This window comes from Halobacteriovorax sp. HFRX-2_2 (assembly GCF_043196705.1).
In the GTDB taxonomy this organism is placed as follows: Bacteria; Bdellovibrionota; Bacteriovoracia; order Bacteriovoracales; family Bacteriovoracaceae; genus Halobacteriovorax_A.
Genome location: NZ_JBEBMT010000004.1, coordinates 169137 through 185976, shown reverse-complemented (window position 1 = coordinate 185976; position 16840 = coordinate 169137). Strand labels below are relative to the sequence as shown.

Sequence of the window (16840 nt, the reverse complement as noted above, 5' to 3'; positions counted from 1 at the left end):
GTTAACAAATCAAATGTTTATGTCGGATACTTAGATGCGAATTCCAAAGCCTAAAGATGATTGATACTCATGTTCATCATCAGTGAAGATAACATTCATACCGGCATTTAACGTGAATACATTCATAAGATTAATTGCAAGTCCTGTTCCCGCATATGGATTGACGTATGTAGCGGGCTCAACTGTAGTTGTTACCCCTGCTTCAGTTCTTTCATACTTACTATCACGTGCGTGTGCTCCGGCCCTTAAATACCAATTTAGAGCTCGGCCAAGGTTAAATGAACTTCTAAGCCCAAGCATATAATTTGTTGAATCATCGCTAATATCAACACCAGTATCAAATGATTCATCTTCTTTTGCCTGTGTCACCTCTGCCTCAAGTGATAAGTACTTTGGGCCATAGTTTGCTCTTAGGCCGTAAAAGAGGCGACTAGACGTATGTGGAGTTGGAAGTATCTTTTGTACACGCTCATACCCTACCACAGGCTCAATTTCCAAATTGCCGCTCTTAAAGCCACCAAAGCTTCGGCCTTGAGCAAAAGTTGAAAGAGAAATAATAATTGTAAGTGCAGCTAGTAGTAGTTGAGTTTTCATAAAACTATTATCGCATGTCTATAGGGGCAATGTATTTGAGGGGTAAATTTGGCCTAAGGTGAAATTTAGGTACAAAAAAAGACCGCATTTGCGATCTGACATTTAATTGGGAATTTTAAAAAATGGCGGAGAAGGCGAGATTTGAACTCGCGGTACCCGGAGGTACGACACCTTAGCAAGGTGCTGGATTCGGCCACTCTCCCACTTCTCCACTAAGAAAAAAAGTGGCGGAGGACACAGGATTCGAACCTGCGGAGCTCGCGCTCAACGGTTTTCAAAACCGCCGCTTTCGACCACTCAGCCAATCCTCCGCAAAATACAAATATTTTGCATTCGTGAGATATATTATTAAGATTCTTACACACATTTGTCAACGCTTTAATGCATTTATTAATGCAAGAATATTTTGACGGTCTCTTGCGGCTGGGCTGAGCGTCAAATATCTTTGAAATTTATCAATGGCAAGGTTAGGTTGACCAAGCTCTTTATACAGAAATCCCATCATCTTATTTAAGTCTGGATCGTTCGGATTAAGCCTGTTAGCGCGCTGAAAGAACTGTAGTGATGGTACAAACTCTCTTGTTTGAAACGTTAGTTTTCCCATTGAGAAAATGGCATCAAAATAGTTTTTATTAATCTGTATTGCCTTAGATAAATTCTTTTTGGCTTCTTGGACTTTTTTGCCTATTAAATAAATTTCCCCTAACATATAGTATCCAAACTCTGAATTTGGATGCTTTTCAATTTCAACAAGGGCCGCTTTTTCAGCATCTCTGAATTTTCTTTGGCTAAAAAGAATCTTAGAACGATAGTAATTAATCCTAGGATAAGTAGGTAATCTCTTTTCTAAGATGTCTATATGCTGATTAGCAAGGCCGTAGTTATTCATATGAATATAAGTGATGATTAGCTTTTCTCTTACGAGAAGGTTTCCTGGCTCGTATACAAGAAGTTTAATCGCGTTCTCTATTAACTCTTTATAATTTCTTTCAATCTCAGAAACTTCAACTAAGTAAGAGTATAGTGCACCGTCTTTTTTATTCAGACGATCCAGAACCTCTTTCATCTCACGATAGGCTTCGTAGTTCTGATCACGATAGTAGAAGACTGCAATCTGCCCATAAAGCTTAGGGTTATCTCTGTGCTCTAAGAGTTCTTGACGAAGGTAACCAATAGCAGTTGTCACACCATCTGTTTCGTAAAGGACCTTACTGTTTAAGATTTTATAATCAATATTGGAAGGGTTTAACCCCATCGCCTCATTTAGAAAAATCTTTGTTTGTTTAAACTTTTTATTTTTAAAAGCAATCTTGGCCATTTCAAATTGAGCGATATCACTAAGAGGGTTTACTCTTGCAGCGGCCTTAAATTTATCGAAGGCCATCTTATCATTTGCAATTAAATTATAATAAAGCCCTAAGAGCATATGAAATTCAAAAGTCTCTCTAAACTTCTCACTTGTCGATAAAGCCGATAGTAAACGCTTGGCCTCATCTTTCTTATAAGACATAATATTAGCTTTAATGAGAGCATAATTAATTCGTGGATTAACTGGGTGAAGTGCTCGAAGCTTAGTTAGCGTTGTTATCGCAAAATCAAAATATCCTCTTTTGACTTGTAGCTCTGCTAAGTAAAGTTTTGCATCAATACTCGTCTCATCCAACGAAACAGCTCTTAAGGCCAATTCAAAGGCCCTATCCCAATTTAAAAGCGCAACTTCGTCTTTTGATTGCCTAATAAGAACTTTAATCTTACTTGTTGAAATAACTTTTTGAGTGAGATCACTTCCAGCTACATCTAAAGTTGCAAGAGTATCTCTTAGAGATTCATCATCATAGATCTTAAGTGATTGTTGGAATAACTTTGTCGCACCTTGAATGTCCTTATTATAGGCTTTAACAAAACCCATAAATTTTAAACCTTGGGCAAAGTTGTATGGTGATCCACCACCGTATTTTGCAATTAAGATCGAGGCAATCTTATTTAGCTCCCCCATTTTCTCTAACTCTAAGAGGAGGTCTCCATATATAATTAAGAATCGGTAATCACTTTGAAATTTTGTCTTATTCTCAGTTATAAGCTTAAGGGCCTCTGTACTATTCTCATTTAAGAGTAAGTAGTTAACCATTGCATCAATCGATTCAACTGTTCTTAGCTTTGCTTTAAATAGCTTGTCATAAACAATCTTGGCCTTATCGAGCTCACCTGCTTTTAAAAGATAATTCAAGTAAATTGAAAACATCTTAATGGAAGGCTTATTCGATTTTAAATAATTATATCTCTCGATAGCAAAAATCGCCGTTTCATACTTTTGAAAATAGGCATAGAATTGAGCGGCACCAATAACGACATCAATATCTGAGAGAAGCTTAGACTCTTCAATTCTAATAAGCTTAGACAGAACCTGACCTGCTTCAAATTTATTTTGTGTATCAATTAGTAAATCACTATAAGCGTGGATTAATTTGCTAATTGCAGGGTTTCCTGAAAACTTATAGCGAAGCGAGAGATTAAACTTGTTGGCCGCACTAATACGATTTACAAAGCCTTCTTGTTTAAACAAGGCCATACCTTCTTTATAGGCCAATTGTGCTTTTTGAGGTTGAGCAACTTCAGTTGCAACAGGAAATGAAATCTTTGGAACAACGACTGTTTCAATATCTTTCTTCGCTTCTGGCAATAGGAAGATGATTGTCACCACAAGAAATAATACAACAACGAGGTTTCTTTTCTTATTACTAGTAACTTCTTTCTTTTCGACTTTCTTTTGAACAACTTTTTTCTTCGGCTTCTTTTTAAGTCTACGCTCTTCCTGCATAATCTGAAGTTCAATATCACTATAATCTTCAGTCTTTGTTGGAAGCTCTTCTTTCTTTAATTCTGCAAGATTAAACATCTGAGTTGCAGCATCAGCATCCACAACTTCCTCAGGTTCCGGTTCTGGCTCTTTATCTTTCCCCTCACCTTCTTCACCTTCAGAATCTTCGTCATCGCTATCAAGATCAAACTCTTCTCTGAAATTATTTACAACGACAGTTTTAGCTACATCCTCGTCATCTTCTTGATTAGGACTTTGCTTTTTCAAACTAGAAACATTAACGAGAACTGTTTTATCAATTGGAGGAGGGCCTTCTTCTTCGACCTCATCCTTTGCTTCATCTTCTAATTCTTTCTTGGCCTTAAACTTCTCTTCGATCTCCTGATAGTCAATATCGATATCTTTGTCCTTAGAGAACTTAAATTCATTAAAGGCCGTCTTATCTTCACCAATTAGCGTGTGATGCTTTTGCTCACTATCTGTTTGAGCATATTTTACTTCTTTTTCTGTTTTTTCTTTAACAGGCGCTGGTTCTTCTATTTTAGAAAAGAGCTCACTTAGTTCTGGAATTGCATTTACAGGGGCCCAATCCCCAGTTGGAAACTTTTGAAATAGACATGAGTCATCGATTGCATCTTTATGACCCAACTCGATTAATTCTGAAAATACAAAGGGGCCCAAAACCTTATTCGATTTGGTTTTGACACGAAACTTTATCATGTCTTCATTATCCTAAGTATTTGAATTTAAATCAAATCTAGGCTGTGCGTGGATTATTTTTCACAATACCGAATATATTCTGTCTGTATGCTAGTGAAATAATCAAGAATATCGTCGAAAGTAATTGTAAATTCGTTAGATAATCCATGTGTAAATAAACAATATGTCCTATTAAAAATAAGTAGGCCACATGTACAATCCCCATTAGTTTTGAAACAAGCGGAGAATAATCAACCTTAATAGCAAATATTAATAAGTAGATGACTAAGAATAATTGATAAAAACTATCAATACCAAATGTTGGAAGATAGATAACTGCACTAGTCAAACATATCGACATAAGTTGAATGGCCTGATAACGAGTATCCACTTTTATAAACGAGAATATCACCTGCACACATAGGAATAGAAGGTAGAAATAAGGACTTAACTCTATATTCAAACTGATAAATCTTTCTAAGACAGATAAGCAGAAAATATATTGTAGGATTGATAGATATGGGCGCTTCTTTTCCTTAGGCATTAATAATGCTGTCGTAACAACAATTAAGATCTCATAAAAGAAATTCCCTAACTCAACACCTTGGAACTCTTTCACAAAGAAATAAACTACTGCGATGACAATCCAAGCGAGGATATAAAAAAGGCTGTGCTCACTCTTTTTGTCCGTATCAAAAAAACATAGTGCCCCTAAAAGCAGCACAATATCCGTAACACCAGTAAAATTCCAAATATTAAAAAGTGAAAACCATAAAAGTGTAAAACCTTTAAATAAAGATCTTAAGTCACCCTTACTATTAAAAAAGAAAAATGAAAAAGTAACTGCTGTTACAGCAAAATAACTTCTCTCTGTTGAAGAGAAAACAAAATCTTTAAATAGAAAATAAAACACACCTAAGAAAATAACAGAAAGAATCGATGTGCGTTGCTTTTCATTAATCCCAGAATATTTCTCTAAAATAGAGTTTAAAAAATATGTAACAGGATAGAATAATAATAGTGAATAAAAACTAGCTTGCATGGTTTAACTCCATACTCTTGTTACAGAAGTCGACAAATATTGTAAGTAGAACCATCAAAGGTATCAGCTTTGCTAGACCTGAAACAAATGAAATCGATAAGATTATCGTCAGCATTGAAATATTAGCTGTCATAATAAATTGCATACGCTCCTTAGAACCTTTAATGAACTCAGATAATCCAAGTAAACTAAGGGCCGTAAGTAATAGTGGCAATGTATGAACTTGAGTAAGTAATAATAGAGATAGAGCAAGAATATTAATCGAATTAGTAACTCTTGATCTAAAATGAAGTCCTATTAAAAGAAGAACGATAAAAGGAACTATGATAATTGCGGAACTTGAAACATATTCTGCGTAATTAATAAGTGTTAAATATTTCAAAATGATAAGAGATAGTAAGACACTATCTTCTTTAGAAAAGAAAATGAATAATAAAGATGAAACGACTAGTGAATAGAAAAGATAGTAGAATTGATCTTTGAAGATTAATAGTCCTATTAAATTCACAAATAAATAAGCTAGAAATTTAAAATTATGTAATTTTGCAATCGAAAGTAATGACATCGCTGCAAGGACAAAAGTTGCTAAGTTTGTAGCACCAAAGATAGCAAAAGCAAGAGGTGCCATTAATGACAAGCTTAGTGAATCAGACTTTCTTAAAAGATATAAGGTAAATAAGGCACCAACCGCTGGTAAGAAGCCAAACTCTATTCCCAAAGTTAATCCTGAGAATCCTGTTGCATACAAAGTGCCACTAAACACAAAGCATAAAATAGCTGAAATAAGTATAGAAGCTATAAGAATAAGATGCTCTTTATTAAAACTCATTTCATTACCACCTGGATAATTAGTACGAGAAAATACGATGCCATAAGAATCATACTTAATGCTCGTACACTTCGATAAGATAGAGCAAATACGCCAATATTTGATCGAGTCATACTTATCTGAGAACTTGCTGTATCTTTAGATGCAAAAACATCATCAAGAAATGCAAATCGTTTCATATTTCCTAAGTTAACTTTAGTCCCAATCATTGTTGTAAGTTCTGGGAACTTGATAGCAAGCCCAAAAACTAAAAGATTTAAAGTAAAATAAGAACCTACTGCATAGTAAATAGGGCCTCTGTTGATATCACCAATAAAGCCTTGGAAATAAATTAGCCCAAAAGAAATTAAGCTAATTGTGATTAAACAATAGAGAAATTCGAACCACTGAAGCTCTTGGCGATTCTTTAGTGTAGATTCAGTATTTAGTAGAAGTACTATCGTCGCAACAAAGAAAGTTAAGACGAGAATCCCCGTGTTTTCAATTGTAAAGGCTAAAGTAAATAGGCCCAATAACCAAACCTGATCAAATAATTCATATGAAAAGTACTTTTTTAGTACTTGTATCTCATGCGCCAAAATATTCTTTGTAGCGATCAAAGACTTCCCTACATAAAAGAAAACTAGAATCGACATCAATAGCGATTCTAAATTTAATAAGACTGCAATAATTGAAGTTAGTAAGAATACTGCCTTAAAGATACTGGCCTTACTAATGACAGCTAAGAAAAGTAGAATCGATAAAGAGATAAGGAATATATTAAGAGTCGGTGAAATATGCTGGATATTTGATAATAACAAAAATGACATAATCACGCCGTCCGTAATAGCAAAGTCATCATCATTTGAATGTAAAAAGCTTAAAAATAAATATGCCGAAAATAGATACTTGAATGAAGCGGACTTATCAACAAGTGTAAGAAAACAAATTATAGCTATTTTTAAGATTGCTAAAGATCGAAACTTAAAGTCTACCCTTGAGAAATTAAACAAGCTACATGTACTAAAACCTATAATCTTTAAATTAATATCAATTGGTAGAAGTAAGATACCAAATGGTAAAACTTCAAAAACCTTACGCTTAGATTGATCAATTACTAAGTAAGAAAAAACAAAAGGTATAATGGTATTAAAGAAATCAAATTCAACACCAGCAAAGTAATAAATAAAATTTAAAAGTATAGGAAAGATACTAATAAAGGCCTTAGCGTAATTATTTAATCGACTGCTAAAATGAAGACCCATTAATGCAAGGATGAATAATGAGATATTAATATAAATCATTTTAAACCCTGCCTTACTTTAAACTCTTTGAAGATAGCATTGATAATAAGAAAGATAGGAGCTGAATAAATAAAAATCATGACACCATCACCTAAACTAATAGACTCTTGTACCCTTAGATCAATTAAAAGAAGAAAAATTGCTATGATTGTAAAAAGAGAGAAAAGCTTTTTTGTAAATCTCTTAGTGAAGAGATAAACACCAATATTAATAACAAATAGAGTTGATAAAAGTGTAAATGGATCGATATTATGCATTCTTATCTCCATCTAAATTCACAATTGATAAAAATGCTATAAATACTAGCAGTACACTAAATTTTAATAATATTGTCCAATCAACATGTGTATCAACATTAAAGTTGTTAATTGAACCAATTAATCCACCGCTACTCTTAAGGTGATAGATATTAACTGAGAATACACCCAGTACGATTGTCGTAAATAGGAAGTAAGGCAGATACTCAAAACGCTTAAACCTTACTTCAGAAGTTGGAAAACAATATTCAACAACACTTAGAATTAGTATAAGCAGAGATAAGAAAATAAATAAGAAGTACAGTAGTACAGTTGATGATACACCTAGAAAATTTAAGAGAAGCATCGTTAGTGATACTGGATATAGAATCATCGTATATCTCTTCTTAGAAAATGCTGCCAACAAGAAGAATATAATAATTAAGATATTAAAATACATTGAATACCTTTGTAATACATAAAATCATAATTACGACTAAACTAAAGACGGCCCTACTGCGAGCGCTACTAAGTATAGTCGAATAGTCTTTGAGTGGTTGAAACTTTAAGTAAGTGTTACTCAAGATAATTAAAATGGTTTGATAAATTAAAACAAAAAGCGTTATGACAAAGTAGTATAAAGCTACCGATTCAAACTTACTTTTAAACAGCAGTGACCAATCAGTATTTGTAAAAGTTAAATTAATAAAGAAGAGAGCAATAAAGCTTTGGTATAAAAGCCTTACATATGAGCACTGTATACTAATATATTTCTTATCAGAGTAAATAGAACCAGCCTTTATAACTTCAATCTCAGTCGTATAAAAAAGAGCTAAGATCGGAAAAGCGAAAAGTAATTTTATTAAGAAGCTATTAGACTGAATCAATGAGTAAATAATTAAAAGAGTACTCAGGACAATAAGCTGGCATATAACAATTTGAGTCTTTTCAATAATCTCAGAACGAATAAGAGATAGTCTAAATCTAAAAATACCAACGAATACAGTGACCGCAACCATTAGAGCATAGAATGGTAAGATATATCTAATCTCATTTGTGAGTAAGAAAAACGCAGATAATGTCTGTCCAAAAATGGCCAAAAACAAGATCACGATAAAAGAGTTAAAACTTAAAGCATCAACACTTTCAACACTGTGAGAAGCTGCTAAATATTTCTTCAGGCTCAAAGTTGGTAAGATTTCTTTTGAGTTAAGAAGAGAACCCATTAATTGAATAACGATTAGCCAAAGCGGCAAAGCAATAATTAGTTCCAAGAACTATCCTCTTTAATTTTAGATAATTACAAAATAAGTAGTATTAAAATTGTAGCAAGACCAATCAATATTGAATACGCTTCTTTGTAAAAATCTAGCGTTTGGGCACCAAGAATGACAACAGTAATCATGGCAATAACCTGAAATACAATAAGAAGCTTAAATGTCGTCTTAAATGAAGTTAAGTTTGATTTGGCCAGATGAGACTCACGATTAAGTTTCTTGAAAGGAGCCTGGGCCATTTTAGGTTTGAAAAACAAGGGGTAGCCTAAGACTACCCCAAGAATAATAAAGAAAATTAAAGATGTTAGTAGTACTAATTCCATACTACTTAATTAGGAGCAAGGCTCCGTTAGCAAGAGCGATAAGCTTTTGCCAGAAAATACCAAGAAGTACAACTGGAAGCGTATAAGCACCAATTACTAGTTGGTTGATAAATCCGAAACCACCGATTTGCTCATCAGACTCTGCATCTTTAAGAATCATTACACGAACAACTTTCATGTAGTAATAAAGAGAGATTACAGAGTTAAGAGCAGTAATAACCGCTAGTACATAGAATTTCTTATCAATAATTGCAGCAAGAATGTTGAACTTAGCTACGAATCCCGATAATGGAGGAAGACCAGCTAAAGAGAACATTGTAATCGCCATAGCAATTGCCATAACTGGATGCTTCTTAATAAGACCTGAGAAACGATCGATATGATCATTACCGTAGTGATCTTGAATGAATGAAGCAACATAGAATGCTACAAGAGTCATAAATAAGTAAGTTACAGAATAGAAAAGAATTGCTGTCCATCCTGATTTACCAAGTACAATCGCACCAAGCATCATTACACCAGCGTGTGAAATTGAAGAGAAAGCAAGCATTCTCTTAATTGAGCGCTGACCGATAGCTGAAACGTTACCAACTGTCATTGTAAGAGCAGCTACGATACTTAGAAGAACTAGCCAAGAGTCCTTAAGAACACCAACATCTCCACCAAAGAATACCTGAGTTAGACGAGCAAATGCTACGATCCCTGCAAACTTAGGAACTAATGAGAAGAATGCTGTAACTGGCAGAGGTGAACCTTCGTAAACATCTGGAGACCACATGTGGAAAGGCACACAAGAAATCTTATAACCAATACCTACAAAGAAAAGTAGGAATGAAGGAATAAGAATTGCTGTTTGCTCAGTTGATAGAGTTGATAGCATTGGCATAAGTTCAGAGAAGTTAATTGTCCCTAGAACACCAAAGATGTGACTCATACCAAATAACATCATACCAGCAGTTACACCACCGTATAGAACATACTTAAGACCAGCTTCAGTTGAACGTTCATCGTTCTTCTTAAGCGCGGCCATTGCATATGATAGTAGTGAAAGTGTTTCGATCCCTAAATAGAATAGAAGCATATTGTTTGCAGAAGCTAGAAGCATCCCACCAACTAAAACACCCATTGCTAAAATTGTGTATTCAGCTTTTGTTCCTTCGTAAAGATCCTTAGAGATCTTAGAAAGGTAAATAACACCAGCTGTACTTAGGATCATTACGATCTTTGCAAAACCTGAGAAGTGATCAATAACTAAAGACTTAGTAAAGATATGTGTCGGCTCAATACCAAGACCTTTAACTTGATAGATAAGCGCACATAGTAGTCCAAGCATTGAACCCCAGTAAAACATGTTTTTTGAGCTACCTTTTTCATCATTTCCGTAAGTAGCTTCGATGAGGATTAAGGCCCCCATCGTGAAGCACACTAAAAGCTCCGGAATATAATGTGAGATACTCGCTAAATAATTTAAAGCCATCACTTCACCTATTGACTATTAAAAAGTCGCTAATAATGAAACTAGTTTACCTACAGAAGCCTTCATCATATCTAGTAATGGAGATGGCCAAATACCAAATAGGATTACTGCAATACATAGTGGAACCATGTAGAAGATTTCTCTAGCATTCATATCTGTATAAGATTTGTTTTCTTCAATAACCTCACCAAAGAACATTCTCTTGAACATCCATAGTAGGTAAGCAGCACCAAGAAGAAGACCAACAACTGCAAGAACAGTGATTGTTGTAAATCTATTGTAGATCCCTAGGAAAATTAGAGCTTCAGAGATGAAACCTGAAAGTCCTGGAAGACCCATTGATGCGAACATCGCGATGATGAAAACAATTGAGAACTTTGGAAGTTGTGTATAAAGACCACCAAAACCTTTTGTTCCATCTGGTCTAACGATCCATCTGTGGTGTGATCTTTCATAAAGAATACCGATAAGAAGGAACATCATAGCTGTTGAAGTACCGTGGTTGAACATCTGAAGTACAGCACCGTTCATACCTTGAACTGTCATAGCAGCAAGACCTAGCATTACGAATCCCATGTGAGAAACTGAAGAGTATGCAACAAGTTTCTTAACATCTGTTTGTGCCATGGCACAGAATGCACCGTAAATAACGTTAATTAAACCTAGCCATGCAATTGCGTCTGCAAAGTAAACAGAAGCTGATGGGAAGATTGGGAATGCAATTCTTAGGAAACCATAAGTACCCATCTTAAGTAGTACACCGGCAAGGATAACTGAGATCGCTGTTGGTGCCTGAACGTGTGCGTGTGGTAGCCACGTGTGGAATGGGAAAACTGGAACTTTGATCGCGAAACCAATGAAAAGTGCTACGAAGAATACTTTTGCAAATGGAAGTGCCATACCAAAGATATTTACAGTCTCGTTTACAAATTTACCGCCCGAAAGCGCTAGAATATTGAATGAATCAACACCTTGTCCTGTTACGAAGTATAGAGCAACCATACCAACAAGCATTAGGATTGAACCAAAGAATGTATATAAGAAGAATTTAACAGCTGCGTACTCTCTATTCTCACCACCCCAAATTCCGATTAGGAAGAACATTGGGATTAGCATTACTTCCCAGTAAACATAAAATAGGAAGAAATCCATTGATAAGAATACACCGTAAACAGTTGATTGAAGCATTAGTAGTAATGCAAAGTAACCTTTAACTTGCTTTTTAACTGTCCATGAAGAAAGGATACAGATCGCAAAAAGAAGCGAAGTTAAAAGAACCATTGGTAATGAAATACCATCAATTCCTAGGTGATAAAAAATGTTAAACTGCGAAATCCAAGAATGTTTAATTGTAAACATCTCTTGCATACCTGGCACAGTATTGTCGAATTTCATGTATAGACAACCTGATAAAACAAGTGTGATCACAGTATTAATCAAAGACCATACTCTAATTGCCGTCTCTTTCGTCTTAGGTAATAAAAGTACCCCAAGAACACCGATCATAGGCATCCACAGAATCCAACTTAATAGATTAGAATGTGCGTTCACTGTAACTCCTTAATTCTCTTATAAAGCTAAAATATAACCAAATAGTACTAAAATAATCATTGCGATGTAGAACTGGATCTTTCCGTTTTGGATCGTTCTTAAGATAACGTTGAATAAACGTACACTTGCCCCAGTACCATCTACCATCATTGTGTCGACAAATAAGTTATCGAACCACGCTGAAACTCTCATTACAAAACGTGTAACCGTTGCCCAACCGTCAACTGCGTATCTGTCATAGACCCCCATGTCAAACTTAGCTAATAGGTTGTTAAACGGAAGAAGTCCCTTCTTGATGAAGCCACCAATATAAAGATCATCCATAAAATATTTGTTTTGTAGTGTTCTGTAATAACGGTTAAATGAGTTAACCCAGAAACCTGGATTCCATTTACCCCATAGGTACATCATCATCGCGATGAATACACCAGAGAAAGCAATCACAATCGACATACCAGCACCAATATAGTGAACCTGGTGGATGTGGTGTGCTTCTTCTTCAGATAGTCCGTAAGTTGAATCATACTTAGAAGTTGTAAATGTACCTTTTTCACGTACATCAATTGATCCAAGTTGCTCACGCTTATAGTTTTCGAACTGACCTTTCTTAGGCTTTTGAATTAAAGTTTGGAACCACTCATACTTACCGTTTGCTTTATCTGCAACTTTAACAAAACCTTGTCCTGTTAATGAACCAGAGAACCAAACACCTAGAGTAAATACAGCTAGGATAAGTAGAGGTACGTTTCTGTTCCAAGTAAGCTTTTCTTCATGACAGTGATCGTATACTTCTTTGTCTCTTGGCTTACCGTGGAAAGCTAGGAACATCATACGACACATATAGAAAGCTGTTAGTAGAGCACCCATGAAACCAAGAACTGCCGGAGCAACCATTACTGGTGAGTGAAGTGCTTCAATTAAAGCATCCCCTAGGATTCTATCTTTCGATACGAAACCAGAGAAGAATGGAATACCTGCGATTGCAAGAGTACAACACCACATTGCAAACCAAGTAAATTTCATTTTATGTCTTAGACCACCCATTCGTGGCATCTCTTGTACGTGAGCATGCGTGTGGTGATCGTGTAGAGAGTGAATAACAGAACCAGCAGCTAGGAATAGACACGCCTTGAAAACAGCGTGTGTAATCAGGTGCATGAATGCAGCATTATATGACCCAACACCAATACCTAGAACCATATATCCTAGTTGAGAGATTGTTGAGAAAGCTAGTACCGCTTTGAAGTCTGTTTGAACAAGAGCAATTGTTGCAGCACCGAAAGCAGTAATACCACCGATATAAGCAACAAAAGTTAAAAGCCCACCAGCATCAAGTAGCGGGTAAATTCTTAGTGATAGATAAACACCAGCAGCAACCATTGTCGCAGCGTGGATTAGCGCTGAACATGGAGTTGGACCGTTCATCGCATCTGGTAGCCAAACGTTTAAAGGGAATTGCGCTGACTTACCAATTGTTCCCATAAAGATACAGAAACCAGCAAATGTTGCTAGAGGGATACCAAGTACCGCCTGACCAGCTAATCCACCAGCATCGATCGCTTTATATAGGTCTACAAAACTTACTGAACCAACAACAGTCCAAAGAGCAACAATACCTAGTAGGAAGAAAACATCCCCTACTCTTGTTGTCATGAAGGCCTTAACGTTAGCAGCACCAGCAACTTCTTTCTCGTAGTAGTGACCGATTAGAGAGTATGAACAGAATCCCATAAGCTCCCAAAAGATAAATACTGAAAATAAGTTATCTGAAAGTGCAAGACCAAGCATTGCAGAAGTAAAGAGTGACATATAAGTGAAGAAACGACCGTTTCTACCGTAGTTCATGTCATCTTTCATATACCAAGTTGAGAAAACGTGGATAAGTGTAGCAACGGCCGTAACCATCATAAGAAGAACAGCAGTCATGTTATCAATATAGATACCCATGTTTACTACGAACTCTTGCCCACCACCAGTTAGGTCAAACCAAGTGAATACTTTGTGGATATGATAATCAGCAGAGTACGTTCCGAAAACGAAGTCGCTAAAAATTCTCCACGCATAAATTGTCGAACCTGCGATTGCTGCACAACTGATCGCTACAGCAGTTCTCGTAAAGCGTGATGCAATAAATGCATTAATCACGAAAGCAAAGAACGGTAGTAGAACAATTGGAGCAATACTTGAAATCGTATAATCCATTTTTTTCCCTTATATCTCTAATTAACTTTTTAGTTCAGTTGCATCATCAATATGAATCGAATCTTTAACTTGGAAGAAACGAATCACGATTGCTAAACCAACGGCCGCTTCAGCAGCAGCAACAATAATAATGAATAGTGACATGATATTTCCGTCAATATTCTGGTTTGCGTATCTTGTGTACGCAGCAAAATTAAGAGCAGCTGCGTTTAAAATTAACTCAACACCAAGAAGGATCGCGATAATATTCTTTCTCGCTACCATTACTGCAATACCTGCAAGGAATAAGAAGAAAGAAATTAGTAAGTAAGAAGATAAAGTCATCATTTTTTTAATCTCCTTGGTCTAGAAATTACTGCTGCACCAACAAGAGCTCCAAGAAGCAGGATTGAAGAAATTTCGAAAGCTAGTACGTGATCCGTAATTAGCTTAGTTCCGATCTCTTCAACTGTTGATTGCATATCTTCCAGTTGCACATGTTTTTGAATTTTTAAAACAGGTGCTAGGATTTTCATTAATACAAAACTGATTACAAGCATCATGATTGCTGCAATAGTGTACGTTTTAGTCGTTCCCATTGCTGCTACTTTCTTGATCCCCAGCTTATTGTAAGCTTGTTCAATCCCACCAGTTAACATGATGGCAAATAGCATGAGAATAACAACACCACCAGCATATACAACTAACTGAGTAGCAGCTAAGAAGTCAGCGCCTAGAGTTGCATAAAGACCAGCTACTCCAAAAAGAGTAAGTAGAAGGTAGATACATGCATGCATTAAATTTTTTGAAACGGCGACAAGGAATGCTCCTATAACTGTAGCCGCTGCTGAAATTAAAAACATTGTGTTAATAAACATTTCAAATATCCTTAAATATTAGTGTCCGCCCGCACCAGCAGATGCAGATGCGATTACTTTTCCAAGAATTGCCCACATAGACTTACCATTAAATAGGTAAAGCCATACAGCACAACCAATCATATTAAATAGTGCAATTGGAGTTAGATATTTCCAACAAAGTACCATTAGAGAGTCAACTCTCATTCTTGGTAGTGTCCATCTGATCCAAATTACAACGTAATAAAGAGCAAGTGTCTTAGTTACGAAAGATCCAAGTTGTAAAAAGTTTCCAATTTGCTTACCGATCATTGGGTGAGCTGAAGGAATTAATTTATTTACGAATTCACCTGAACCAAGGCCAAAAGGTACTTGATAACCACCTAGGAATAAAGCAGCACAAACACCACAAACAACGAAAACTTCGATGTATTCTGCAAGTGCAAAGAATGCAAACTTCATACCTGTAAATTCAGTGTGGTAACCAGAAACTAGTTCTGATTCCGCTTCAGGTAAGTCAAAAGGAGCTCTGTTTGTTTCTGCAAGTGCACCGATAAAAAGTACGAAGAACCCAATGAAAGTAAATGGGTTATGAAGAACAAACCATTGGTGAGGTAAACCACCTTGAGCTTCTGTAATTGTTTTAAATGATAGTGAACCAGTCATGATTACAATTGCAAGAATTGAAAGAGTTACTGGAACTTCGTAAGAGATGATTTGAGAAGCACCCCTCATACCACCAAGCATTGACCACTTTGAGTTAGATGCGTAACCACCAAGGAAGATACCAACACCAACCAGTGAAGAAACACCTAGTAAGTAGAAAACACCAACATTAAGGTGTGTAAGAGTAAATCCGCTTGAGAATGGTACAACAGCAAGTGACATGAATACACCAACTAAAGCTAGAAGTGGTGCAATGTTAAATAAGAACTTGTCCGCATCACGTGGAACAACGTCCTCTTTAAGAATCATCTTCACACCATCAGCTAGAAACTGAAGAATACCAAAAGGACCAACACGGTTAGGACCTTGTCTCATTTGAAGGTCGGCAGAAATCTTTCTTTCAGCGTAAGTACCAAGACCACCAATTGTTGCAAGTGCACCAACGATGATTAATGAGAAAACTAAGAATAGTAAAAAAGTTACGATTCCAGTTGCATCAGTTCCTAAAAGTTTTGATAGTGCATCCACGGCCATTGAATAGCCTGGTGCTTGTGATAAATACGATACAATCGTTGAATTCATTATTTATCCTTTCCATTAATATTTGCTTGGAATGACTTAACCCAATCAAGGTCACCTTTCTTCCAGCAATAAACTAAACCTAAACTTAAAATAACAATGAATAGAAGTAGTGATCCAAGAACTGCACCACCCTGCCCGATGTCGACAAAGTTTTTATAAACTGTTGCAACAGGGAACATTAAAGCACCTTCAACATCAAAGATTAAGAATACTAGAGCGATAACATAGAAACGAACGTTAAAGTTAGACCAAGCAGTACCAGTTGGTTCCTCACCACATTCGTATGGCGTAAGTTTCAATTCTGTTGGATTATTTGGCCTTACAAGACGACCGACAAGTAATGTTCCAAAGAAAGCGACTACTGCTACAGCGGCTAAAATTAACACCGGCATATAGACGTCAAAGTTTTGCGACATCGATTTATC

General features: G+C 36.0%; 16 protein-coding genes and 2 tRNA genes. All 18 read right to left on the bottom strand.

Features of this window, described 5'->3' with window-relative positions; translation table 11 throughout:
- Window positions 1–30: 30 nt before the first annotated feature.
- A complete protein-coding gene (locus ABMA79_RS13730) occupies window positions 31–594 on the bottom strand; it encodes an outer membrane beta-barrel protein (protein WP_392861285.1) in 564 nt (187 codons plus the stop codon).
- A gap of 123 nt (window positions 595–717) precedes the next feature.
- Window positions 718–805: transfer RNA gene (locus ABMA79_RS13725), tRNA-Ser, on the bottom strand.
- 14 nt (window positions 806–819) lie between these two features.
- A tRNA-Ser gene (locus ABMA79_RS13720) sits at window positions 820–905 on the bottom strand.
- A 59-nt stretch (window positions 906–964) separates the two neighbouring features.
- Entirely contained in the window at window positions 965–4060 is a 3096-nt protein-coding gene (locus ABMA79_RS13715) for a hypothetical protein (RefSeq protein ID WP_393093301.1), read from the bottom strand.
- 109 nt (window positions 4061–4169) lie between these two features.
- Entirely contained in the window at window positions 4170–5153 is a 984-nt protein-coding gene (locus ABMA79_RS13710; RefSeq protein WP_392861289.1) for a hypothetical protein, read from the bottom strand.
- Window positions 5143–5871, bottom strand: coding sequence for a hypothetical protein (locus ABMA79_RS13705; RefSeq protein WP_393093298.1), 729 nt, complete (start codon window positions 5869–5871; stop codon window positions 5143–5145). The genes ABMA79_RS13710 and ABMA79_RS13705 overlap by 11 nt, the downstream gene beginning before the upstream one ends.
- A 107-nt stretch (window positions 5872–5978) precedes the next feature.
- A complete protein-coding gene (locus ABMA79_RS13700) occupies window positions 5979–7265 on the bottom strand; it encodes a hypothetical protein (RefSeq protein WP_393093295.1) in 1287 nt (428 codons plus the stop codon).
- Window positions 7262–7522: a hypothetical protein gene (locus tag ABMA79_RS13695; protein ID WP_392861294.1), complete on the bottom strand. Its 261-nt coding sequence runs from the start codon at window positions 7520–7522 to the stop codon at window positions 7262–7264. Before ABMA79_RS13695 ends, ABMA79_RS13700 begins: the two co-directional genes overlap by 4 nt.
- Window positions 7515–7961: a hypothetical protein gene (locus ABMA79_RS13690; protein ID WP_392861296.1), complete on the bottom strand. Its 447-nt coding sequence runs from the start codon at window positions 7959–7961 to the stop codon at window positions 7515–7517. Before ABMA79_RS13690 ends, ABMA79_RS13695 begins: the two co-directional genes overlap by 8 nt.
- Window positions 7951–8775, bottom strand: coding sequence for a hypothetical protein (locus ABMA79_RS13685; protein WP_393093292.1), 825 nt, complete (start codon window positions 8773–8775; stop codon window positions 7951–7953). Before ABMA79_RS13685 ends, ABMA79_RS13690 begins: the two co-directional genes overlap by 11 nt.
- Window positions 8776–8801: 26 nt before the next feature.
- Complete coding sequence (locus tag ABMA79_RS13680) at window positions 8802–9101, bottom strand: hypothetical protein (protein WP_392861299.1); 300 nt, start codon at window positions 9099–9101, stop codon at window positions 8802–8804.
- A 1-nt stretch (window position 9102) separates the two neighbouring features.
- Window positions 9103–10578, bottom strand: coding sequence for an NADH-quinone oxidoreductase subunit N (locus tag ABMA79_RS13675; protein ID WP_021267433.1), 1476 nt, complete (start codon window positions 10576–10578; stop codon window positions 9103–9105).
- Window positions 10579–10596: 18 nt separating this feature from the next.
- On the bottom strand, window positions 10597–12129 hold the full coding sequence (locus ABMA79_RS13670; protein ID WP_392861301.1) for a NuoM family protein: 1533 nt from the start codon (window positions 12127–12129) through the stop codon (window positions 10597–10599).
- 18 nt (window positions 12130–12147) lie between these two features.
- On the bottom strand, window positions 12148–14331 hold the full coding sequence (locus ABMA79_RS13665; RefSeq protein WP_392861302.1) for an NADH-quinone oxidoreductase subunit L: 2184 nt from the start codon (window positions 14329–14331) through the stop codon (window positions 12148–12150).
- 21 nt (window positions 14332–14352) lie between these two features.
- Window positions 14353–14658 carry an NADH-quinone oxidoreductase subunit NuoK gene (gene nuoK / locus ABMA79_RS13660; RefSeq protein WP_103218558.1) on the bottom strand — a complete coding sequence of 102 codons (306 nt, stop codon included), beginning with the start codon at window positions 14656–14658 and terminating at the stop codon, window positions 14353–14355.
- Window positions 14655–15188, bottom strand: a complete 534-nt coding sequence (locus ABMA79_RS13655) for an NADH-quinone oxidoreductase subunit J (RefSeq protein WP_393056979.1) — start codon at window positions 15186–15188, stop codon at window positions 14655–14657. The genes nuoK and ABMA79_RS13655 overlap by 4 nt, the downstream gene beginning before the upstream one ends.
- 18 nt (window positions 15189–15206) lie before the next feature.
- Entirely contained in the window at window positions 15207–16415 is a 1209-nt protein-coding gene (nuoH, locus tag ABMA79_RS13650) for an NADH-quinone oxidoreductase subunit NuoH (RefSeq protein ID WP_392861304.1), read from the bottom strand.
- Window positions 16415–16831, bottom strand: coding sequence for an NADH-quinone oxidoreductase subunit A (locus tag ABMA79_RS13645; protein WP_103218560.1), 417 nt, complete (start codon window positions 16829–16831; stop codon window positions 16415–16417). Before ABMA79_RS13645 ends, nuoH begins: the two co-directional genes overlap by 1 nt.
- Between the last annotated feature and the right edge of the window lie 9 nt (window positions 16832–16840).

Coding starts and splice junctions, on each gene's coding strand:
- ABMA79_RS13730 (WP_392861285.1), bottom strand. CDS start 594: ATGAAAACTCAACTACTACTAGCTGCACTTACAATTATTATTTCTCTT.
- ABMA79_RS13710 (WP_392861289.1), bottom strand. CDS start 5,153: ATGCAAGCTAGTTTTTATTCACTATTATTATTCTATCCTGTTACATAT.
- ABMA79_RS13700 (WP_393093295.1), bottom strand. CDS start 7,265: ATGATTTATATTAATATCTCATTATTCATCCTTGCATTAATGGGTCTT.
- ABMA79_RS13695 (WP_392861294.1), bottom strand. CDS start 7,522: ATGCATAATATCGATCCATTTACACTTTTATCAACTCTATTTGTTATT.
- ABMA79_RS13690 (WP_392861296.1), bottom strand. CDS start 7,961: ATGTATTTTAATATCTTAATTATTATATTCTTCTTGTTGGCAGCATTT.
- ABMA79_RS13680 (WP_392861299.1), bottom strand. CDS start 9,101: ATGGAATTAGTACTACTAACATCTTTAATTTTCTTTATTATTCTTGGG.
- ABMA79_RS13675 (WP_021267433.1), bottom strand. CDS start 10,578: ATGGCTTTAAATTATTTAGCGAGTATCTCACATTATATTCCGGAGCTT.
- ABMA79_RS13665 (WP_392861302.1), bottom strand. CDS start 14,331: ATGGATTATACGATTTCAAGTATTGCTCCAATTGTTCTACTACCGTTC.
- nuoK (WP_103218558.1), bottom strand. CDS start 14,658: ATGATGACTTTATCTTCTTACTTACTAATTTCTTTCTTCTTATTCCTT.
- ABMA79_RS13655 (WP_393056979.1), bottom strand. CDS start 15,188: ATGTTTATTAACACAATGTTTTTAATTTCAGCAGCGGCTACAGTTATA.
- nuoH (WP_392861304.1), bottom strand. CDS start 16,415: ATGAATTCAACGATTGTATCGTATTTATCACAAGCACCAGGCTATTCA.
- ABMA79_RS13645 (WP_103218560.1), bottom strand. CDS start 16,831: ATGTCGCAAAACTTTGACGTCTATATGCCGGTGTTAATTTTAGCCGCT.